Genomic DNA, 19,938 nt, shown 5'->3' with positions numbered 1-19,938 from the left:
TGGCGGGAGGCCGCGGCGGCGGCCCCAGCCCACGTTGTAGCACCTGGCGGCGGGCGATCCCCAGCCGCGTCCGGCGACAACTGACTATAAGCTGAACTTCCCGGCCCGGCGCCGGTCGGATACCCCTGTCCGCAATACCGCACATCTATGGAGGGCCGCATGAGCGCCAGACAACTTCTCGACCAATTGCTGCAGTCCGGGCAAGGCCTGCTGTCCGACACCACCAACCGCGTGCGGGACGCCGCGGACGGCAAGGGCGCTTCCTTCCTGACCGGCCTGGGCGGCGGCGCGCTCGGCGCGGGCGCGCTCGGGCTGCTGCTGGGCAGCAAGAAGGCCCGCAAGATCGGCGGCAAGGTCGCCATGTACGGCGGCATGGCGGCGCTGGGCGCCCTGGCCTATCGCGCCTACGGCGACTGGCAGCGCGGCCAGGCCGGCGCGCCCGCGGAACCGCCCCGCACGCTGGACCGCCTGCCCGCGCCGGAAGCCGAACAACACAGCACCGCCGTGCTGGCCGCCATGATCGGCGCGGCCAAGGCCGACGGCCACATCGGCCCGGAAGAACGCGCCCTGCTCGAAACCGAACTGGCCAAGCTGTCCTCGGACGCCCAGGACCGCCGCTGGCTCGAGACCGAGCTGTCGCGCCCGCTGGATCCGGCCGCGGTGGCGCAATCGGCCCGCACGCCGGAAATGGCCGCCGAGATGTACCTCGCCAGCCTGCTGGTCGTGGACGAGGAAAGCTACATGGAGCGCGCCTACCTGGACGAACTGGCCCGGCAGCTCAAGCTGGAGCCCGGCCTGAAGGAACAACTGGAACAGCACGCCCGGGCCGCCGCGGCCTGAGCCGCGGCGCGCCCTAGTCCGCGCGCAAGCCCATCGACGCGGTCAGCGCCCCGTAGCGGTCCATGTCCGCCGCTATCATGTCCTGGAAAGCGCGCGGCGTGCTGCTCGCGGGCGTAAAGCCCTGCTCGCGCAATGACGCCTGCACGTCCGGGCGCTGGACGATCTTCGCCACCGCCGCGTTCAGCTTGGCCACCACCGCCGGCGGCGTGGCCGCCGGCGCCAGCAGTCCATGCCACTGGTCCAGCGCATAGCCGGGCACGCCTTGCTCGGCGACCGTCGGCACGGCCGGCATCAGCGGCGAGCGCGCCGGCGACGTGACGGCCAGGGCGCGCAGCTTGCCCGCCGCGATCAGCGGCGCCGCGCTGGACGCGGTGACCGCGCCCATGGCCACCTGCCCGGCCATGACGTCCGTCAGCGCCGGACCGCAACCCTTGTAGGGCACGTGCTGCAAGGACGCGCCCGCCGCGCGCGCCAGCATCTCGCCCGCCAGGTGCTGCGGCGTGCCGTTGCCGCAGGAGGCGAACGGCAGGGACTTGCCCGCCCTGGCGGCCGCCAGCGCATCGTCCAGGCCGCGCAGGTCCGAGGCGGCCGGCACCACGAAGACCGACGGCACGAAGGCCACGTTGATGACGGCCGTGAAATCCCGCTCGGGCGAAAAACCCGGATTGCGGTAGACCCCGGGATTGATGGCGAACGAGCTGTTCACCATCAGCAGCGTGTAGCCGTCGGGCGGCGACTCCGCCACGACGCGCGCGCCGATGTTGCCGCTGGCGCCGGGGCGGTTTTCCACCACCACGGGCTGGCCCAGTTGCTCCTGCAGGCTGGCCCCGATGCGGCGCGCCAGCAGGTCGGTGCCGCCGCCCGGCGGGAAGGTCACGACGATGGTGACCGGATGGGACGGATAGGCGGCGTCCTTGGGCGCTTCGCCCGACGGCGGATTGCCGCAGGCGGCCAAAGACAGCGCGACCAGCGGAATGACGGTTTGGAACAGGCGTTTCATGTCGCGGACCTGTGGCGGGAAGACTCAGGCGTCCAGGCCGATATCGAGGACCTTGGCGCTATGGGTGATCCAGCCCACCGCGATCTGGTCCACGCCGGTGGCGGCCACGGCCGCCGCGGTGTCGGGCGTGATGCGGCCCGAGGCCTCGGTGATGGCGCGGCCGCGCGCCATCGCGACGGCGCGGCGCAGATCGTCCAGGCTCATGTTGTCGAGCAGCACCACGTCCACGCCCAGCGACAGCGCCGCTTCCAGTTGCTCCAGGGTGTCCACTTCCAGTTCGATCTTGACCATGTGGCCGATGCCGGCGCGGGCCCGCTCGACCGCCGTGGCGACCCCGCCGGCCAGCGCGATGTGGTTGTCCTTGATGAGCACCGCGTCGTCCAGTCCGTGGCGGTGATTGCTGCCGCCGCCCACGCGCACCGCGTACTTCTGCACGGCGCGCAGGCCCGGCATGGTCTTGCGCGTGCAGGTGACCCGGGCGCCGTAGCCCGCGATGGCGCGGGCGACGGAGGCCGTGGCGCTGGCCACGCCGCTCAGGTGGCAGAGGAAGTTCAGGGCCACGCGCTCGGCGGTCAGCATGGCGCGGGCGTTGCCGCGCAGGCGCGCGATTTCCGTGCCCGGCCGCAAGTCCGCGCCATCGCGTTGCGAGACGGCGAACTCGATGCCCGGATCCATCGCGCGAAACGCCAGGCGAGCCAGGTCCAGTCCGGCCAGCACGCCGTCCTGGCGCGCCACCAGGCGGGTTTCCGCCACGGCGTCGGCGGGCACGATGGCGTCGGTGGTCAGGTCACCTGCGCGGCCCAGGTCTTCAAGCAGGGCCGCGCGCACCAGCGGCTCCAGCATGACTTCCGGCAAGGGGGGGACGGCCAGTCGGGCGGCGGTCGAAGGCGCTGCGGCTTTAATGCTCATTTTGAGTATTTAGAGTTTAAAAAAAGGCGCGCAAGCATTGCGCAACATTTATGCTAAGAGCGAGCATAAAGCTTGTCAAGCGTCAAAGCGCGCGGGACAGGGGCAATTTGCTGCCGGCGATGGCGCGTTCGAGCAGCACGTCGCGGCGGAACCGGAACAGCTTGGCCGGCCGGCCGGCCGTGCCGGTCGCCATTTCGCCCGTCTCTTCGACCAGCGCCTGCTGTTCGATGAGCCGCCGAAAATTCTGCTTGTGCAGGCCGCGCCCGGCCAGCGCCTCCACCGCCAGTTGCAGTTGCAGCAGGGTGAATTGGGCGGGCATCAATTCGAACACCACGGGCCGGTACTTGATCTTGGCCCGCAGGCGCGCGATGCCGGTGGCCAGGATGCGCCGGTGGTCGTGGCGCATGGGCTCGCCCGGCACGGCCGCGCCGTTGCCGCGGCCGCGCCGCGCCGCCTCGGGCACCAGACCGGCCTCGAACAGCAGTTCGTAGCGTTGCAGCACCATGTCCTCGTTCCAGGAGGCCCCTTCCAGCCCGAACGTGATGGCGGCGCGCTGGCGGCGGCGCTGGCGCACGGCCGCGTCGGCGCTTTCCTCGCACCAGGCGGCCAGCCTGGGCACGATCAGTTCCTCGACCAGCGCGGGCGTGCCGGCGCGGCGGTCTTCCCAGGGGAAGTAGCGATACCAGTCCTGCCAGCCGACCTGCGCCACGCCGGTTTCGCCGGCCTCGCGCGTCAGCCCCAGGTAGCTCACCGACATGACGCGCGCGCCCGACTCGTCGGAGCGGTCGCCGTCGGCAAAGGTGTAGAGCTGCTCGACGTAGCCCAGCGGATGGTGGGTCTGCGCCTCGACCCAGGCGCGCAGGCCGGCCTGCAGCGAACGGTGCGAAAGCTCGAAGGGGCCCGCCGGCAAGGCGCGCGCGTCGTCGGTCGTCAGCACGCGCGGTTCGCCGTTGGTGACGGCGACGAGCACGGCGACGAGTTCTGCATGGACGGAGCGTTCGACGGATTCAGTCAAGGTAGGCGTATGGAAAATGTGGAAACCGGGCGCCGTGCCGCAAAGCCGCGAGGCGCCGGAAATTATAAGGTTGGGGTTCTGCAACAGCCCCTTGCAAACGTGACAGACCGGCGCGCCACCGCGGCGCCGCGCCGGCCTAAGATGGAGTCGGCATCAGGCGCGTCGCCATCCCGGGACGCCCGCAAGCGGAGCAATCATCATGTTGAAAACTGCCCCAGACCCCAACGCCGCCAAGGCCGCCGAAGCCGAACAAAACGTTGCCCCCGATCCGCGCAAAGGCACGGAAGTCATGCCGATGCCCGACCAGAGCAGCAAGCTCGTCGCGGGAATGCCGCGGCGCGGACGCGCCATCGCGGAGCCCGGCGAACCCGGCGTCATCACTCCCGAAGACGACGTGCTGGATACGTCCTACGAACACCGCAAGGGCTGACGGGCCCGCGCGTCAAGCGACCTTCGCCACCGCGTCCTGGCGCGTGTCCACCACCGTCAGGATGGCCAGGAAGCCGCTGATGTCGAACACTTCGCGCACATGCGGCTGCAGGGCGCACAGCACCAGCGCGCCGGCGCCCTGCTTCAGGCGCTTGGCCAGCACCAGCACGACGCGCAGGCCCGCGCTCGAGATGTAGTTCAGGTTGGACAGGTCCAGCACGAAGCGGCTTTCGCCCTTTTCCACGTGGGCCAGCAAGTCCGACTCGATGCTCGCCGCGTTGGCGCTGTTGATCTGGCCTTCGGGCGAGACAACCAGGACTTCTCCGATTTTTTCTATTGCGAGATTCATAGCGGTTCCCGAAAAGTGGCCGGCGTCCGGCACCTGCGCAGAAGGACGGCGGCGCAATGGCGAGATGATACGCGAGCCCGCGCACTCTCTCACGCTCTGTTCGCCGGGCATGGCTATCGTGCATACTTGCGCCTGCACGTGCTCCACTGAACGCAAGGCGACTCATGCCCCCTCCGCCCGATACGCTGGACCTCGTTCCCGACCAGAACGCCGTTGCCGCCGCGCTGCAATGGCTCGAAGGAATTGCCGAGCGCGACGCCTGGCCACCCAAGCTGGGCTTCGGACTGTCGTTGAGCCTGGACGAAGCCTTGACCAACATCGTGGACTACGCCTTCGACGACCCCGCGGCCGCGGGATCGCCCCCCTCGGTGACGCTGCACTGCCGCCAGGACGAGACCGGGATCGCGCTGGAGATCGTGGACAACGGCCGCCCCCACGACCCCACGAAAACGCCCCCGCCCCCCCTGGCCGCCACGCTGGACGAGGCCGAGATCGGCGGCCATGGCTTGCGGCTCATGCGGCACTACCTGCATGACCTGCGCTATGCGCGCAGCGGCGGCAGCAACCGCCTGACGCTGGTCGCGCGCGCCGGATAGGCGCATTGCGCGCGCTATCGAACCAGGCTATCGGTTTTTTTTCCCAATAGGCAGAAAGTACCGAACAAAACGGGCCCGATTGTCACTCATGCATAGACTGCGCGCCGGTTGCGCGACGCCCTTGCACTGATGCCGCCCGTGAACGCCCCTTATCGCCCGGAAGGACTGATCGCCCGCCCCCTGCATGCCCGCATCGACGCGGGCGCCGTGAGCCACAACCTGGCGCGCCTGCGCGCCGCGCTGCCGGCCGGCGGCCCCCGGCTCTGGGCGACGGTGAAGGCGGACGCCTACGGGCACGGCGTGGCGCGGATCCTGCCCGCGCTGCGCGCCGCGGACGGACTGGCGGTGCTGCACCTGAACGAAGCGCGCGCCTGCCGCCGGTTCGGCTGGGATGGCCCCATCCTGGTCTACGGCGGCCTCTATTCCCCGGCGGATGCGCTGCTGCTGGACACGCCCGACCTGCACCTCGTGATCACGCATGCCGCCCAGCTCGAATGGCTGGCGCAGGCTCCGCTGGCCGAGCGCCCGGCCGTCTGGCTGCGCTATGCCGGCGACATCCATCACACGGGTTTCTCGGCGGACGACTACCGCCCCGCGTTCGACGCGGCCAGCGCCCTGGCCCGGCGCGGCGTCATCGGTGAAGTCGGGCACCTGAACCACTACGCCCGCGCCGACGAATCCGATGGCATCGACGCCGCCGATGCCGCCTTCCGCCACGTGATCGCGGGGCTGCCGGGTCCGGTGTCCACCAGCAATTCGGCCGCGCTGCTGCGCCACGGCGCGCGCGCCGCCGGCACGCAATGGGTGCGCCCCGGCCTGGCGCTGTACGGGGCCAGCCCGTTCGCCGACCGCAGCGCCGCGCAACTGGACCTGCGGCCCGCGATGTCGCTGCACTCGCAGGTCGTGGGAATACAGCGCGTGCACGCCGGCGCGGGCGTGGGCTACAGCGGCGCGTTCCTGGCGCCCGCCGCCATGGCGGTGGGCATCGTCACCTGCGGCTACGCAGACGGCTATCCGCGCCATGCGCCCACCGGCACGCCCGTCGTCGTCGACGGCGTGCGCACGCGGCTGCTGGGGCGCGTGTCGATGGACATGATGGCCGTGGACCTCGGCCCCGTTCCGCATGCCTGCATCGGCGCGCCCGTCACGCTCTGGGGCGCGTCGGGCCTGGCGGTGGAGGAAGTGGCGGCCTCGGCGGGCACCATCGCGGCCGAACTGCTCACCGGCCTGAGCGCGCGGGTGCCGGTGCAGTTGGCCGGCCGGGACCCCGGGCCTTGACCGGCGATGCCCGCGCCCGGCGCGGCCCGCCCTCAGGCCGCGCCGTCCCGGGACCGGGCCGGCGCGAACACCAGGAACAGCAGGGTCGCGCACAGGTAGATGATGCCGGTGGCCGCCAGGCCCGCGCCCATGCCCGCGGCCCCGAACATGGCGCCCACCACCAGCGGCCCGGCCATCTGGCCCAGCTTGTCGGCGGCGCGCATGACGCTGGTGGCTCCCGCGGCGCCGTAGCGCTGCACGTCCGGCAGCGCCAGCATGTAGGGCGCCTGCGACGCGCCGGCGAAGCAGCTCGCCAGCGCCAGCAGCAGCACGGCCGCCGCCGCGGCCAGCAGGCCGCTGTTGAAGTACAGCCCCAGCATGCCCACGCTGCCGACCAGGCCGCCCAGCACGATCCAGCTTTTCTTGATGCGGCTGCGGTCCACCACGCGGCCCATCAGCGGCCCCACGTAGATCACGCAAAGCCCGTAGATCATCAGCACGCGTCCGATGCTCGATGCGGCCACGCCCTCGGCTTCGAGATAGAGCGGCAGCGCGAACGACAGCAGGCCCACCTGCGCGATCGAAAAGGGAATGACGCTGCCCAGCAGCAGCAGGCCGAAGTCGCGGGTCCACAACAGCCGCAAGGTGTCGGACAGGCGCGCGCGCGTCCGCGCGACCGCCTGCGCCGCCTGCCGGCGCCCGCGGTCCATGTACGGCCGCATCAGCACCAGCACGCCGGCCAGCGGCAGCGCCAGCATCGCCGCGCCCACGCCGAACACGGCGCGGAAACCCGTCTGCTCCATCAGCATCGCGCCCACGGCCGCGCCGGACAGATGGCCCGCGAACAGGCCGGCGATCACGCCCGTCATGTTGCGGCCGCGGTACTGCGCGGGACTGCGCGTGACGATGAAGCCCTGCAGCCCCATCCAGGTCAGGCCGTAGCCCAGGCCCACCAGGCCGCGCGCCGCGCTGAACATCAGCAGGTTGCCCGCCGCCGCGCAGGCCAGCATGCCCGCGCACGACACCGCCAGTCCGGCCAGCACGGGAACCTGCCAGCCCTTGCGGTCGGTCAGGCTGCCCGCGAGCAGCGAGGTCAGCAGGCCGCAGCCCATCTCGACGGAAATCGGCAGCGCCAGCAAAAGGTTCGCCGGCAGGTCCAGTCCGTCCGCCGGCAGGCTGCGCGCATACAGCGGCAGGAAGCCCAGCGGCAAGGCCCAGGCGAACAGGAAACCGAACATCACCGGCCGGGCGATGCGCCCGATCTCGGACTCGTCATCGGGGCCGATGCGGCTGCCGTCGGGCAAGGTCGCCCGCGCGGCGAAGGCGCGGTTCATCAGCAGCGACAGCAACAGCAGCATCTCGATGGCGGCCACCAGCGCCACGGCCACCACGGTCACGGCGTCCAGCGCCCGGCCGCGCACGCCGGCCGCGATCACGTCATCGGACAAGCGCAGCACCAGGTCGCCGTGCGCGCGCGGATCGGGATTCGTGGCGCCCAGCGGCAGCACCAGGGTCAGGTCATCGGAACGCGGGCGCGCCGCCGGCAGCCCCGCCACGTCCAGCGCGCCTTTCGCGCCGGCGCGGCTCAGCACGCGGCCCTCGCCGTCCACCAGTTCGATCTGCGCCACGGCGGGAAAGGTCGCGGCCAGGCGCGAGAACGGCGCGTCCACGCCGCGCAGGCGATCCAGCGTCAGGCCGTAGCCCAGCACCCGGTTCAGGTCGCGCTGCAGGCCTTCGGCCAGCAGGCCGACGTTATTGCGCGTCACCTCCAGCCAGCCGCTGCGGAACGTGGAGATCGTGTAGGCGGCATAGACGCCCTGGGCCAGCATCAGCGCCAGCAAGGGCACGACGAAGCGCGCCCGGCCGCCGGCCGCGAGCGAGGTCAAGGGCACCAGATACTTGAAGACGGCCGCCAGGCCCAGGCCGACCAGCGCCGTGACGGCCAGCAGCACCTGCAGGTTGTCCACGATAAGGCGCCGGCTGGCTTCGCCGTCCTTGGCCGCCGACAGCACCACGGCGCCGGCGACGTTGCCGCCCGCGCCGGCCAGGGGCACGGCCAGGGTCACGGTGCCATCGGACACCGACATGAGCGCGCCGGACGCGCGCCGCGCCGCGCGGCTGTCGCGGGTTGCGCCCGCGTCAAGCGCCTGCGCGAGCGCGACGGCGCCATCGGGAAGTTCGCCCTGCACGGCCAGCGTCTGGCCGTCGGCGCGCAGCACCGCGGCGCCGAGCAGGTCGCGCGATCCCGACACGCTGTCCTGCAGGCTGTCGCGCAGGCCGAAGTATTGCTCCAGCGGCTTGCCCAGCCGCAATCCGTTTTCGATGTTGCCCGCCGCGCGGCGGGCGATGACTTCCACGCGGTCGGCGGTGGTGTCCACCACCAGCCGGTTCAACGCGGACAGGCTGAGCGCGCCGATCAGCGCTTGCGCCAACAACAGGACGGCCAGGCAGGCCAGCGTGACTTCGAGTACCGGGCGGCGTCTCAGTCCCTCCAGCACGATTTGAATGGGCTCGCTACGCATGAGGCTGACACACCGCAAAGTATTTACACACGGGCACCAATGGTATTTACAATTAATGCAAATTGCATCTTTTTTTACACCCGCACCTTCATCCACCGCCGCCCCCTCCATGCCCGTCCGGTCGCTACGTAGCAAGATTTTTCTTCTGGTCGTAGCGCTTCTCCTCGCGGTGGCCGCGTTCGTGATGCTGACGTCGCAGCGCAACGTCACGCGCACGGTAATGAGCAGCGAACGCCACGCCGTCAGCAACGTGATGGAACTGGTGCTGCGCGATGCCGAGGCCCGCTGGGGCGCGCTGCTGACCGACAAAATCACGACGGTGCGCAGCGGCCGCCGCCAACTGATGCAGACCGGCACGGTAGTGGCGGCGGCGCTGGATTCCTACGCCGACATGGCCGAGCGCGGCCTCATGACGCCCGGCGCGGCGCGCGGCATGGCGCGCGCCTGGATCAACCGCCTGAAGCTGGACGACCGGCGCTATGCCTTCGTCTACGACGCCGATTTCCAGGTGGTGGCCAGCGGCAACCCGGACATGATCGACCGCGACCTGTCGCAGTTGTCCGACTTCAAGAACCGCCCGCTCGCCCAGGCGCTGTACGAAGAAAGCCGCACCTCGGGATACGGCTTCGCGATCTACCGCTGGCCGCCTTCGGCGCAGCGCGGCGACAGCGAAACGCGCTATGCCTACTTCGGCTACTTCCGGCCGTGGAACTGGGTCTTCGTCATCACCGACAGCGCGCAGGACGTCATCGACCAGATCCAGGCGCGCCGCGAACAGATGGAAAACTCGGTGCGGGGCATGCTGTCCAAGCTGACGCTGGCGCAGTCGGGCTTCATCTTCATCGCCGCCGACGACGGCCGGATGGTGGTGCCGCTGCCCGAACGGCAGGCGGGCCTGCTGGACGCCAGCGACAGCAAGGGCGAAACGCTGCGCAGCCTGCTGGCCCGCCAGGACGCGGACGGCAAACTGCAAAGCCTGCGGTTCGACGGCGGCGGCGGCCCCTGGCAGATCGACAGCGCGCGCTTCGCGCCCCTGGGCTGGACCTTGGTGACGGCCGTGCCGGAAAGCGACCTGACCGCGCCGGCGCGCGAACTGCTGAACCGCCAGGCCCTGATCTTCGTGGGCATGATGCTGGTGGCCCTGGTCTGCGCCTGGCTGGTGGCGGCGCGCGTCGTGCGGCCCCTGGAAACGCTGACCCGCTACGCCCGCCAGTTGCCCGAACAGGACCTGACCGCCGCGGCCAGCGTGCCGGCGAACATCGCCGCGCTGCCGGACAAGCACAAGGACGAGGTCGGCCGGCTGGCCGCCTCCTTCCTGTTCATGAACCACAAACTGCGCGAGAACGTCGCCCGCCTGATGCGCGAGACCACCGCGCGCGAACGCTTCGAAAGCGAACTGAACATCGCCCGCGCGATCCAGTTGGGCCTGCTGCCCGTGCCCCTGTCCAGCGCGACGCGCGACCAGATCGACCTGAACGCGGTGATGCTGCCGGCCAAGGAAGTGGGCGGCGACCTCTACGACTACTTCACGCTGCCCGACGGGCGCCTGTGCCTGGCGATCGGCGACGTGTCCGACAAGGGCGTGCCCGCCGCGCTCTTCATGGCGGTGACCCGCACGCTCATCCGCGCCACGGCCGAAGACGAAACGGACCCGGCGCTGATGATGCAGAAGATCAACAACCGCCTGTCCGAAAACAACCCCAACATGATGTTCGTCACGCTGCTGCTGGGCGTGCTGGACCTGACCACCGGCGACCTGCAATGGGCCAACGCGGGCCACCTGCCCCCGGCCGTGATCGGCGCGGACGGTGCGGTGCGCCTGCTGGAAGGACGCAGCGGCCCCGCCTGCGGCGTGCAGGAAGACCTGGAATACCGCGGCCTGTCCACCGTGCTGGCGCCCGGCGAAATGCTGGTCGGCTACACCGACGGCATCACCGAGGCCGTCGACCCGAACGACGCCCAGTACGGCGATCCGCGCCTGCTGGCCGTCCTGTCCAATCCCCCCGTGCCTTCGGCCAAGCTGTCCAAGCGCCTGCTCGAGGACGTGCAGGCTTTCGCCGACGGCGCGGAACAATCCGATGACATCACATTGATCGTGATCCGCCGCCCATGAAGAAATCGCTGCCCACCCTTATGCTGTGCCTGGCCTTGCTCGCGCCCGCGGCAAGCATGGCGCAGACGGCCGTGACGCCCGCCGCCCAAGTGTTCCCGACCAAGCCCGCCGCCAAGCCGGACGGCGGAAAATGGCGCATCGGCTACTTCGAAAGCGGCGACTACAGCGAATACCCGCGCACCTTGCGCGTCACCGTCGAAGGCCTGCAAAAACTCGGCTGGCTGACCCTGCCCGCCATGCCCGACGGACTGAACGGGCGGCAGATGTGGGAATTCCTGGCCGACAACGCGCGCAGCGACACGCTGGAGTTCGTGCGCGACGCCTGGTGGCAGCCGGGCAATTTCGACGCAACGCAGCGCCCCGCGGTGCGGGACGCCATCAAGCAGCGCCTTTCCGGCCGCCGCGACATCGACCTCATCATCGCCATGGGCACCTGGGCGGGCCAGGACATGGCCGCCATGGGCACGCCCGTGCCGACCATCGTGGCCTCCACCAGCGACGCGATCGGCGCCCGCATCGCGCGTTCGGCGCAGGACAGCGGACAGGACAACCTGCACGCCCGCGTCCAGCCCGAGCGCTATCAGCGGCAGGTGCGCCTGTTCCACGAGATCGTGCCGTTCAAGCGGCTGGGCCTGGTCTATGAAGACAGCCCCGAGGGCCGCACCTACAGCGCCGTCGAGGCCGTGGAGCAAGTGGCGCGCGAACAGCATTTCGAGGTGCTGTCCTGCAATGCGCCGTCCAACGGCATCCCGGCCGAAGTCGCCACGCGCAACGCGATGGAATGCTATGCCAGGCTGGCGCCGCAAGTGGACGCGGCCTACGTGACGGTGCACCGGGGCGTGACCCCCGCGTCCATCGACACCGTGGCCGAGATCCTGCGCCAGGCGCGCGTGCCCAGTTTTTCGATGCTGGGTTCCGAAGAGGTCAAGCACGGCCTGCTGCTGAGCCTGGCGCAGGCCGACTATTCCTACGTGGGCCTGTTCTACGCGGAAACGATGGCGCGCATCTTCAACGGCGCCAAGCCGCGCGACCTCTCCCAGGTGTGGATCGACCCCGCCAAGATCGCGCTGAACCTGGAGACGGCGCGCGTGATCGGCTTCGATCCGCCGGTGGACATCCTGCTGGCGGCCGACGAAGTCTACGAAGCGCAGTAACCCTGTGTTTCGTACCCGCATGCGCAATGACATAGAATAAGACGCGTGCTCGGCCGTGGAACTAAAGTAGACCTTGGGTTACTCAAGCACAGGGTCGTAGGACCGCCACGGCCACGTATCGGACACGCCGGATTTCTTGGCTGCATGACAATTTCATCGGTTACCCCTTCGTCGCCATTCATTTCCCTGGACGCCTTCGCCAAAGCCGCTGAAGGCGGCCAGGACGTTTACGTCGATATCGCGGGCGGCAAGCTGCAGGTGCTGGGCACGGGTTCCACGCCCGGCGGCCGCAGCGTGGCCTGGGTGGCCCCGGACGTCGACACCGCCGCGATGTTCGCGCAGGCGCTGGCGCATAGCTATGGCCAGGGCATCGCCAGCGCCGTCTCCCGCGAGCTGGGCCTCGAGCCCAACCCCGGCAAGCCCCTGTCGGCCCGGACGGTCGCCGCCGCCATCGACATGGCGGAAACCTCCAGCCATGCCCTGTCCGGCGTGGATTTCATGACGCGGCTGGCCACGTCCGCGGCGGGCGACACCCCGGCCTTCCAGCAAGCCTGCAAGGATGCCGGCGTGGCGCCGTCGGGCCTGGACGCCGGGCGCCGGGCCGCGCTGGACCAGGCCATGGAGGCCCGCTTCGACCAGGCCGCGCGGTCGGGGCAAAGCCCGGTATCCCTCGCGACCGCCGCTGGCTGGATGCGGGACCTGCTCAAGGCCCTCTAGTTTCCGCCTGGCGGAACCTGATCGGCGCCGCTTACTTGTTTTTACATCTGTACCCGGATAAACCCCGATTTTGGATCAATATTTCGATTTTCGAAATATTGTGACGGAGTTAAGCTGCGATAATCCCTTATCGCGGTAGTAACTTGTAGCTTGAGACACGTTTCTTTTCGCCTGCCCCATGACCCACCCCAGCGACAGCACTCCCGCTTCCCTTGAAGCGGACATGCCGCCCATTCGCCCCGACGGCGAAGGGCCGGGCTGGGACCCGGGCGACGAATACCTGCTGCGGGACCTGGTGCGCGAGCACTCCAGCCGCCTGCAACGCTTCATCATCAAGCACATCGGCAACATCAGCGAGGCCGAGGACCTGGCCCAGCAGGCCTTCGTGGAAGCGGCGCGTTCGTACCGCAACTTCCGCGGCGAATCGCAGTTGTCCTCCTGGCTCTATGGCATCGCGCTGAATCTGGTCCGCAACCACCTGTCGCGCGCGCCGGAACGGCGCCACTCCTTCGTCAGCGACAGCGTGCTGGAAGAGCATGCTTCCTCCGACCTCTCTCCCGACCGCGTCCTCGAGCAAAACCAGACCATGGCGCTGCTGCAGGAATCCCTGGACGAACTGCCCGAAAACATGCGCGACATCCTGCTCATGGTCGGTCTGGACGACATTTCCTACGAAGAAGCCGCCGCGCTGCTGACGGTGCCCATCGGCACCGTGCGCAGCCGCCTGTCGCGCGCCCGTTCGGCGCTGCGCGACAAGCTCGCCCAGAAGGGCCTGCGGCTGGACGGCTGAGCCGCCCCCCTTTCTACGGCGCTCGACCGGTGCCCGGCGCGGCCACCGGCTGCACCTGGATGACCGGCCCTTGCGTGGCGTTCGACTTGCCTTCCAGGAGCGGCTCCGCGGCCGGCGACGTCTGCAGCCACTCCGACGCGCGCACCGGTCCGCCGCTACCGCGCACTTCCACGTTGGGCCCGAACTGCACGCGGGTGCGCTGGCTCTGCGCCAGGTCCAGGTACTGGCCCGCCGTCATGGGCTTGTCGCCGCCGTTCCAGGTCGCGTTCAGCATGGGCACCGTGTTCAGCGCGCCGCCGGGCGTGCCCACCACCTCGCCGTTGATGGCGACCACCCTGGGCCGGATCAGGAACAGGCGTTCGCGGCGCTGCACCGTCTTGGACTTGTTGGAGAAGAGGATGCCCAGGCCCGGGATGTCTCCCAGGAACGGCACCTTGTCGACCTGTTCGCTGTTCTGGCTGCTGTTGTAGCCGCCGATCAGCAGCGTCTGGTCGTTGCCCACGACGGCCAGGGTGCTGATGTTGCTCTTGCGCACCGTGGGCAGGTTGTCGATCTGGCGTTCTTCCTGGATGCGGCCGTCTTCGATGTCCACGGTCAGCTCGACGCGCGCGCCATCCCGGGATTCGATGTGCCGCGGCGTGACGCGCAGCGACGTGCCCACCGTGACCGGCGTCACGGTCGCCACCCGTTCGCCGCGCGTCTGGATATAGAACGTGTCGGACAGATCGATCATGGCGCCCAGGTTGTCCGCGGTCAGGATGGACGGCTGCGACAGGATGTTGGCCTGCCCCTTCGTCTGCAGGGCGCGCAGGCGCGCCGCCAGCGTGCTGCCCACGCTGACGCCGATGGTGCCGGGCGAGAGTCCCGCCGCGCTGTCCACCGGCAGGCCGCCGCTGGGCGCAAGCGCCAGGTTGCCGTAGCCGAAGCTGGTCGTTCCCGCGCGGGCGCCCCAGTTGACGCCCAGTTCGTTCACCAGGTCGGAGTTCACGTCCACGATCATCGCCTCGATCTCGACCAGCGTGCTGGGCAGGTCCAGTTGTTCGATCAGGCTGCGGTAGATGGGAATGCGGTCCGGGATGTCCTGCACGATGATCGCGTTCAGGCGCGCATCGGCCTGCACGGTCGGTTCGCGCAACCGCAAGCCGGGCTTGCCGGCCGGGGCCGGAGCCTGCATGCCGGCCGCCGCCACCGTCGGCGCGCTGTCGGCCGCGGGGCCGCCGTTGACCTGGGGAAAGGCGGGCGGATTCTCGCGCAGCGGCGCGGCGATGGCCGCCAGGGATTCATTGTTGTTCCCGCCGCCGCCGCCCGTGATCAGGTTGCGCAGCACGGTGGACAGTCCGGGCGTCACGACCTTCTGGTCGCGGTAGCTGATGGTGCGGTCGTTGACCGAGGCGTGCTTCAGGCGGAACACCGCCACCTGCTGGCCGCCGGCGCCCATCGGCAGGGCGGCGACGGTGCGTTCGACCAGGTCCACGTAGCCGGGAGGGCCGGACACCAGCGCGATGCCCTGGTCGGGGAGTTCGCCCCAGCCGAAGCGCGGATCCAGGATGCCCAACTGCTGCAAAGCCTGGCGCAGGGCGCTGATGGAGCTGCCCATGGCGCTGACCGAGCGCGTCTTCATGTCGTTCGTGCGGCTGACGAAAAGCGTGCCGGCGTAGACGAACCAGTTGAAGCCGTACACCCCGCCCAGCCGGTCCAGGAATTCCGTGGGCGTGTTGGCGTTGAACTTGCCATTGACGGTACCCGCGACGTTGGGCCCCATCTGCAGCGACAGGCTGAAACCGCCCGCGAACTCGCGCAGCAGCGTTTGCAGGTTTTCGTCGCGCGCGTAATAGCTGTAGGGCACATTGGGCCAGTTCGGCGCCGCCTGCGCGCCGCCAGCCAGGCCCAGCGACAGCGCGGTCGCCAGAATCATCCGCTTCAACACTCTATCTCCTCGGGTAACAGTCCCGGATATCTTGTTCATGCCAGCCGCCGCAGCGCGCCCGCCCAGAAGGACAAGGCGTTGGCGAAGGCGCCGAAGGCCTCGTCCAGCGCCAGGTCGCTGCTGTCGGGCCTCAATGTCTGTTGCAGCCACAACGCCCTGCCCTGCGGGTCGACGACGCACCCGGCCGCATGGCGGCTCAGCATGCCCGCGGCCAGCCTGCCGGCTTCGCGCGCCAGCGCGTCGCGCGCCGGGCCCTCCTCGGGCAGCGCGCACAGGCGGCACGTGAGCGCCAGCCAGCCTTCGGGCGCCGCGTGCAGGTGGACGCGGTAGGTGCCGTCGATCACGACGGTGAGCCGGCCGTCGGCGCGGGCGGGCGCCGGCAGGCCGTGGCGGCTCGCGTAGGCGGAAATCAGGGGATGCTGGACGGAAGTCATGGTTGCTGTTCCGGATTCGCGGCCATCTTGCGCACCAGCCGCAGCACTTCGGCGACGGGCTCGATGAGCTCGCTGGGGATGTATTGGTCGGCTTGCGCGTCGGCCATCAACGCGCGCGCCAGCGGAATGTTCTGCATCACGGGCACGCCCGCCTCGCGCGCGGCCCGCATCATCTGCTCGGCCAGCGCGCCCTCGCCCTTGGCCAGCACCACCGGCAGGGGAGTTTCGTCGGGCTGGTAGTAGATGGCGATCGCCAGGTGGGTGGGGTTGGTCACCAGCACCGACGCCTTGCGCGCGCTGGAAACCGCGCCCTGCATCACCATTTCCTGGTGCAGGTGCTTGCGCTTGTGCTTGATGTGGGGGTCGCCCTCCATCTCCTTGAATTCCTGCTTGATTTCTTCCTTGCTCATCATCAGCCCCTTGCGGTACTGCATGCGCTGCCAGACGAAGTCGGCCAGCGAGATCACCACATAGGCGAACGCGATGTTCACCACCAGCGTGCGCATCATGCCGCCCACGCCCGCCTCCAGGCCGGCCAGGCCGCTGTGCGGCACCGCCATCAGCTCCGGCAGAGCATCGCGCACAACCAGGGTCACCAATACGGAAAGAAACGCGATCTTGACGATGGACTTCAGCAGTTCGACCAGGTTCTTCTTCGAGAACATGTTCTTCAGGTTGGCCATCACGTCGAGCTTCTTGGCCGAGGGCTTGAGCTTCTCGAAGGCCAGCAGCACGCCCACCTGCAAGAACTCAGAGAACATGCCGACGATCAGCACGATCAGCACGAAGGGCAGCACCAGGGCCACCGCCTCGCGCAGCGCCGCGTCCAGCGCGACGGGCAAGGCCCGCTCGAACGGCATGCCCACCAGCGTGGACGGAAGCAGGACCAGCCGGCCCAGCGATTCGATGATGCCGTGCGCATTGCCCAGCATGTAGCCGAACAGCGCCAGCACCAAGAGCGTCTGGGTGAAGTCCTTGCTGTGGGCAACGTCGCCCTTCTCCCGCGCCTCGCGCAGCTTCTTGCCGGTTGGCTGTTCTGTCTTTTCGCCGCTCATGGCGCCCGCCATTGATTGTCGAGGAACGGCAGGGCCGAACCGATCTGCCCCGTGGCCTCGGCGGCGTATTCGAACAGCGTGCTCATGTAGAGCACCAATACCAGCAGCGCCAGCGCGCTCTTGACCGGCATCGCCAGGAAGAACACCTGCAACTGCGGCGCGAAGCGGCTGACCAGGGCCAGGCCCACTTCGGCCAGGAACATGGCCACGATCGCGGGCGCGGCGAACAGCAGCGTCAGGCGCAAAAAGCGGCCCAGTTGGTCCAGCATCAGCGGGACGCTTTCCCTGCGCAGCGTGGGCGCCCAGTCCCACAGGTCCCACAGCCGGAAACTGTCGTACAGCATGGTCAGCATCAGCGTGAAGCCCCCGCCCACCAGGAAGAACACCATGAAGGCCTGGTTGAACAGGATCCCCATGGGCGACGAATCGTTGCCCGTGGCCGGATTGATCGTGGCGCCCAGGCTGGCCCCGCGCTGGTTGTCGACCACGAAGCCCACGGCCTCGAAGATCCAGAACGGAATGGCCACCAGGAAGCCCATGACCATGCCGACGAACACTTCCTTGACCACCAGCAGCGCGATTTCCACCGTGCCCAGGTCCATGACCGCGTAGCGCGGCGCCAGCGCCGGCACCAGCACAATGCCGATGGCCGCGCACAGGGCGTAGCGCAGCATGCCCGGCAGCAACTGCCGGTTGAACAGCGGCAGCATCGCGCACAGCGCCAGTATCCGAGGCTGCGTCAATGCCAGCGTGCCCAGGAAGACTTTTGCCTCAGCGTAGGTGATGCCGGAGATCATCTGCGTCAGTGGATTTTGTAGAAGAGGTCGAACACGGAGACCGTGAAGTTGTAAAGCTCGGCGCTGAGCCAGCGCGCCGTGAGCAGGATGGTGGCGAACACGGCGATCAGCTTCACCGCGAACGACAGCGTCTGTTCCTGGATCTGGGTCAGGGCCTGGAACAGCGAGAACAGGGTGCCCACGATGGCCGCCACCGCGATCGGCGGCAGCGACAGCCACAGCACCAGGTACAGCGCCTGGGTCATGTACGAAACGAGATCGACGGTAGCCATGGCGCGCTCAGCCGTAGGACAGGACCAGGCCCTGGATCAGCCGCGTCCAGCCGTCGACCATGACGAACAGGAACAGCTTCAAGGGCATGGATATGGTTACCGGCGACACCATCATCATGCCCATCGCCAGCAGGATGTTGGACACGATGAGGTCGATGATGACGAAGGGCAGGTACAGCAGGAAGCCGATCTGGAAGGCGGCCGTCAGCTCGGACACGAGGAAAGACGGGATCAGCACCAGCAGGTCGTCTTCCTTGAGGTTGCGCGCGGCCTGCTCGCCCCACAGCCCGCGCGCCGTGCGGACGAAGAAATCCCGCTGCTCGGGCCTGCTGTTCTTCAGCATGAAGCCGCGCATGGGCTCGGCGCCGCGCGCCACCGCGTCCATGATGCCTTCCAGCCGGTCCGGCGCCGGCGCGCCTGGCGCCACGGCGGCCGGCGGCGCCCGCAGTTCGTCGCCGATCTGCATGACCACCGGCCCCATCACATAGGCCGACAGGATCAGCGCCAGGCCGTAGAGCGCCATGTTGGGCGGCACCTGCTGCACGCCCAGGGCGTTGCGCACCAGGGTCAGCACCACCGCGATCTTCAGGAAGGAAGTGGTCATGACGGCGGCCAGGGGCACCAGCGCCAGCAGCGCCAGGACGACGGCCAGGCTGATCGGATCCGCTGACGCGCTCATGCTCCGGCCTTGCCCAGGCTGCGCAGGGTCACGCCGATCCTGCCGTCGATCTCCACCAGTTCGCCCGTGCCCACCAGCGCGCCGTTGGCGCGCACGATGACGGGGCCATCCGCCAGCGGACGCTCCAGGTCGAAGGTCTCGCCGGGCTGCAGCAGGCGCAGTTCGCCCAGGGTCAGTTGGCGTTCGCCCAGTTCGAACGTCAGCCGCACGGGTATCGCGTCCATGTCCAACGGGGCGCTGGCGCCGGGCTCGGCGGCGGCCGGCAGTTGAGGCGTCTCGGTCATAAGGGAAGTCCAGCCTTGGGTAACGAGGTATGAGGATTGTTCTCGGCGCACGCGCAGGCCCTGCCCGCCCGCCGCCAGCCATAGTTCGCCTTCCGGCGAGACGAGGTAGTGGTCCAGGAAGATGGTGTCGCGCGCCTGCAGGCCGCGCAGGTCGGCGGCCGGCAGGTCCGTCCAGCCCAGGCGCGCGCCGACGCGCACCGGCACCCCGTCCAGCGCGACGCCGTTGTCGGCGGGCTCGGCCCGGTTGACCAGGCCGGCCAGCAGCATCAGCCCCAGGCCGTCCATGTCCAGGCTGGCGTAGACGGTGTCGCCATTGGCCGGATTGCGCGCGGCGACCGTCCAGGACTGGGGCAGGCCCGCGGATGCACCCCCCATGCCCACGACCCGCGCGGGACCGCCCGGCGACGCCTCGTTCAAGGCGGCCATCGCCTCGGCCAGCAGCGTTTCGATGGCCGTGGCCGCCAGCGGCGCCGGCACCGCGCCAGGCTCGATGCCCGGCAGGCGCGCGGCGAGCCAGGCGTCGATCGCCGACGGCGGCAGCCCCAGCCGCAGGCGGGCGCCGGCCCATTCCAGGTCGGCCGACAGGGTCGCCGACTGGCGCAGCGCATCCGGCACGCCCAGGGTGAACCCCAGGCGCCAGGTGGCGGGCTGGGCATCCGCGCCGGCCGGCGGCGCGAGCGTGACCCGCAGGTCGGCGCCATGATGCGCGATCAGCGAACGCGCGCGCGCTTCGTTGCCGCTCAGGCGCGGCAGCGGATAGGAGGACAAGGGATTATGCGTAGGGGCAGTCATGGGTTCA

Annotated in this window: 20 protein-coding genes; 8 read left to right on the top strand and 12 right to left on the bottom strand. The window is 69.3% G+C overall.

The features are described 5' to 3' along the window. Positions 1–159 precede the first annotated feature (159 nt). The gene (locus WHX56_RS08560) at positions 160–840 is read left to right on the top strand and encodes a tellurite resistance TerB family protein (protein ID WP_338880989.1); all 681 of its coding nucleotides are present in this window, start codon (positions 160–162) and stop codon (positions 838–840) included. Between the two features lie 13 nt (positions 841–853). On the opposite strand, the gene WHX56_RS08555 is transcribed toward WHX56_RS08560, so the two are convergent. The 3 genes from WHX56_RS08555 to WHX56_RS08545 all read right to left on the bottom strand — a co-directional run bounded on the left by WHX56_RS08555 (position 854) and on the right by WHX56_RS08545 (position 3,764). Next, positions 854–1,840 (bottom strand): tripartite tricarboxylate transporter substrate binding protein, encoded by a 987-nt coding sequence (locus WHX56_RS08555; RefSeq protein ID WP_338880988.1) that lies wholly within the window; start codon positions 1,838–1,840, stop codon positions 854–856. A 24-nt stretch (positions 1,841–1,864) separates the two neighbouring features. Next, positions 1,865–2,749: a carboxylating nicotinate-nucleotide diphosphorylase gene (gene nadC, locus WHX56_RS08550; protein ID WP_338880987.1), complete on the bottom strand. Its 885-nt coding sequence runs from the start codon at positions 2,747–2,749 to the stop codon at positions 1,865–1,867. Between the two features lie 82 nt (positions 2,750–2,831). Further along, positions 2,832–3,764: an NUDIX hydrolase gene (locus tag WHX56_RS08545; protein WP_338880986.1), complete on the bottom strand. Its 933-nt coding sequence runs from the start codon at positions 3,762–3,764 to the stop codon at positions 2,832–2,834. Between the two features lie 199 nt (positions 3,765–3,963). On the opposite strand from WHX56_RS08545, the gene WHX56_RS08540 reads away from it, so the two are divergent. After that, positions 3,964–4,194 (top strand): hypothetical protein, encoded by a 231-nt coding sequence (locus WHX56_RS08540; RefSeq protein WP_338880985.1) that lies wholly within the window; start codon positions 3,964–3,966, stop codon positions 4,192–4,194. A gap of 12 nt (positions 4,195–4,206) precedes the next feature. Here the strand turns inward: WHX56_RS08540 and WHX56_RS08535 are convergent, their stop codons facing one another. After that, a complete protein-coding gene (locus WHX56_RS08535) occupies positions 4,207–4,542 on the bottom strand; it encodes an STAS domain-containing protein (protein WP_129242385.1) in 336 nt (111 codons plus the stop codon). 164 nt (positions 4,543–4,706) lie between these two features. Here WHX56_RS08535 and WHX56_RS08530 point away from each other — a divergent pair, with 164 nt between their 5' ends. After that, on the top strand, positions 4,707–5,138 hold the full coding sequence (locus WHX56_RS08530; protein ID WP_129242384.1) for an ATP-binding protein: 432 nt from the start codon (positions 4,707–4,709) through the stop codon (positions 5,136–5,138). Positions 5,139–5,267: 129 nt separating this feature from the next. Continuing rightward, positions 5,268–6,416, top strand: coding sequence for an alanine racemase (alr, locus tag WHX56_RS08525; RefSeq protein ID WP_338880984.1), 1,149 nt, complete (start codon positions 5,268–5,270; stop codon positions 6,414–6,416). 32 nt (positions 6,417–6,448) lie between these two features. Here the strand turns inward: alr and WHX56_RS08520 are convergent, their stop codons facing one another. Beyond that, positions 6,449–8,917: an MFS transporter gene (locus tag WHX56_RS08520; protein WP_338880982.1), complete on the bottom strand. Its 2,469-nt coding sequence runs from the start codon at positions 8,915–8,917 to the stop codon at positions 6,449–6,451. 109 nt (positions 8,918–9,026) lie between these two features. Between WHX56_RS08520 and WHX56_RS08515 the strand changes: the two genes are divergently transcribed. From WHX56_RS08515 to WHX56_RS08500, 4 genes are all read left to right on the top strand, one after another. Then, a complete protein-coding gene (locus tag WHX56_RS08515; protein ID WP_338880981.1) occupies positions 9,027–11,030 on the top strand; it encodes a SpoIIE family protein phosphatase in 2,004 nt (667 codons plus the stop codon). Continuing rightward, on the top strand, positions 11,027–12,184 hold the full coding sequence (locus WHX56_RS08510) for an ABC transporter substrate-binding protein (protein ID WP_338880980.1): 1,158 nt from the start codon (positions 11,027–11,029) through the stop codon (positions 12,182–12,184). Before WHX56_RS08515 ends, WHX56_RS08510 begins: the two co-directional genes overlap by 4 nt. Before the next feature lie 144 nt (positions 12,185–12,328). Then, positions 12,329–12,901 (top strand): hypothetical protein, encoded by a 573-nt coding sequence (locus WHX56_RS08505; protein ID WP_287753966.1) that lies wholly within the window; start codon positions 12,329–12,331, stop codon positions 12,899–12,901. A 223-nt stretch (positions 12,902–13,124) separates the two neighbouring features. Beyond that, on the top strand, positions 13,125–13,691 hold the full coding sequence (locus WHX56_RS08500; RefSeq protein ID WP_165360237.1) for an RNA polymerase sigma factor: 567 nt from the start codon (positions 13,125–13,127) through the stop codon (positions 13,689–13,691). Between the two features lie 13 nt (positions 13,692–13,704). On the opposite strand, the gene sctC is transcribed toward WHX56_RS08500, so the two are convergent. From sctC to sctQ, 7 genes are read right to left on the bottom strand one after another with little or no spacing between them, the layout of a single operon-like run. Next, on the bottom strand, positions 13,705–15,606 hold the full coding sequence (gene sctC, locus WHX56_RS08495; protein ID WP_129242446.1) for a type III secretion system outer membrane ring subunit SctC: 1,902 nt from the start codon (positions 15,604–15,606) through the stop codon (positions 13,705–13,707). A gap of 47 nt (positions 15,607–15,653) precedes the next feature. Further along, the gene (locus tag WHX56_RS08490; RefSeq protein WP_129242377.1) at positions 15,654–16,052 is read right to left on the bottom strand and encodes a CesT family type III secretion system chaperone; all 399 of its coding nucleotides are present in this window, start codon (positions 16,050–16,052) and stop codon (positions 15,654–15,656) included. Further along, on the bottom strand, positions 16,049–17,107 hold the full coding sequence (gene sctU / locus WHX56_RS08485; protein WP_165360236.1) for a type III secretion system export apparatus subunit SctU: 1,059 nt from the start codon (positions 17,105–17,107) through the stop codon (positions 16,049–16,051). The genes WHX56_RS08490 and sctU overlap by 4 nt, the downstream gene beginning before the upstream one ends. Beyond that, a complete protein-coding gene (gene sctT / locus WHX56_RS08480; protein WP_129242375.1) occupies positions 17,104–17,904 on the bottom strand; it encodes a type III secretion system export apparatus subunit SctT in 801 nt (266 codons plus the stop codon). Before sctT ends, sctU begins: the two co-directional genes overlap by 4 nt. A gap of 5 nt (positions 17,905–17,909) precedes the next feature. After that, positions 17,910–18,176, bottom strand: coding sequence for a type III secretion system export apparatus subunit SctS (sctS, locus tag WHX56_RS08475; protein ID WP_043544872.1), 267 nt, complete (start codon positions 18,174–18,176; stop codon positions 17,910–17,912). A gap of 7 nt (positions 18,177–18,183) precedes the next feature. Next, on the bottom strand, positions 18,184–18,855 hold the full coding sequence (sctR, locus tag WHX56_RS08470) for a type III secretion system export apparatus subunit SctR (protein WP_129242374.1): 672 nt from the start codon (positions 18,853–18,855) through the stop codon (positions 18,184–18,186). Continuing rightward, complete coding sequence (gene sctQ / locus WHX56_RS08465; protein ID WP_338880979.1) at positions 18,852–19,907, bottom strand: type III secretion system cytoplasmic ring protein SctQ; 1,056 nt, start codon at positions 19,905–19,907, stop codon at positions 18,852–18,854. Before sctQ ends, sctR begins: the two co-directional genes overlap by 4 nt. Between the last annotated feature and the right edge of the window lie 31 nt (positions 19,908–19,938).

The organism is Achromobacter veterisilvae, from assembly GCF_037619525.1.
Taxonomy (GTDB): Bacteria; Pseudomonadota; Gammaproteobacteria; order Burkholderiales; family Burkholderiaceae_B; genus Achromobacter; species Achromobacter veterisilvae.
The sequence above is the reverse complement of the archived record's forward strand: the minus strand, read 5'-3'. Positions and strand labels throughout refer to the sequence as shown.

Coding starts and splice junctions, on each gene's coding strand:
- WHX56_RS08560 (WP_338880989.1), top strand. CDS start 160: ATGAGCGCCAGACAACTTCTCGACCAATTGCTGCAGTCCGGGCAAGGC.
- WHX56_RS08555 (WP_338880988.1), bottom strand. CDS start 1,840: ATGAAACGCCTGTTCCAAACCGTCATTCCGCTGGTCGCGCTGTCTTTG.
- nadC (WP_338880987.1), bottom strand. CDS start 2,749: ATGAGCATTAAAGCCGCAGCGCCTTCGACCGCCGCCCGACTGGCCGTC.
- WHX56_RS08540 (WP_338880985.1), top strand. CDS start 3,964: ATGTTGAAAACTGCCCCAGACCCCAACGCCGCCAAGGCCGCCGAAGCC.
- WHX56_RS08535 (WP_129242385.1), bottom strand. CDS start 4,542: ATGAATCTCGCAATAGAAAAAATCGGAGAAGTCCTGGTTGTCTCGCCC.
- WHX56_RS08530 (WP_129242384.1), top strand. CDS start 4,707: ATGCCCCCTCCGCCCGATACGCTGGACCTCGTTCCCGACCAGAACGCC.
- alr (WP_338880984.1), top strand. CDS start 5,268: ATGCCGCCCGTGAACGCCCCTTATCGCCCGGAAGGACTGATCGCCCGC.
- WHX56_RS08520 (WP_338880982.1), bottom strand. CDS start 8,917: ATGCGTAGCGAGCCCATTCAAATCGTGCTGGAGGGACTGAGACGCCGC.
- WHX56_RS08515 (WP_338880981.1), top strand. CDS start 9,027: ATGCCCGTCCGGTCGCTACGTAGCAAGATTTTTCTTCTGGTCGTAGCG.
- WHX56_RS08510 (WP_338880980.1), top strand. CDS start 11,027: ATGAAGAAATCGCTGCCCACCCTTATGCTGTGCCTGGCCTTGCTCGCG.
- WHX56_RS08505 (WP_287753966.1), top strand. CDS start 12,329: ATGACAATTTCATCGGTTACCCCTTCGTCGCCATTCATTTCCCTGGAC.
- WHX56_RS08500 (WP_165360237.1), top strand. CDS start 13,125: ATGCCGCCCATTCGCCCCGACGGCGAAGGGCCGGGCTGGGACCCGGGC.
- sctC (WP_129242446.1), bottom strand. CDS start 15,606: ATGATTCTGGCGACCGCGCTGTCGCTGGGCCTGGCTGGCGGCGCGCAG.
- WHX56_RS08490 (WP_129242377.1), bottom strand. CDS start 16,052: ATGACTTCCGTCCAGCATCCCCTGATTTCCGCCTACGCGAGCCGCCAC.
- sctU (WP_165360236.1), bottom strand. CDS start 17,107: ATGAGCGGCGAAAAGACAGAACAGCCAACCGGCAAGAAGCTGCGCGAG.
- sctT (WP_129242375.1), bottom strand. CDS start 17,904: ATGATCTCCGGCATCACCTACGCTGAGGCAAAAGTCTTCCTGGGCACG.
- sctS (WP_043544872.1), bottom strand. CDS start 18,176: ATGGCTACCGTCGATCTCGTTTCGTACATGACCCAGGCGCTGTACCTG.
- sctR (WP_129242374.1), bottom strand. CDS start 18,855: ATGAGCGCGTCAGCGGATCCGATCAGCCTGGCCGTCGTCCTGGCGCTG.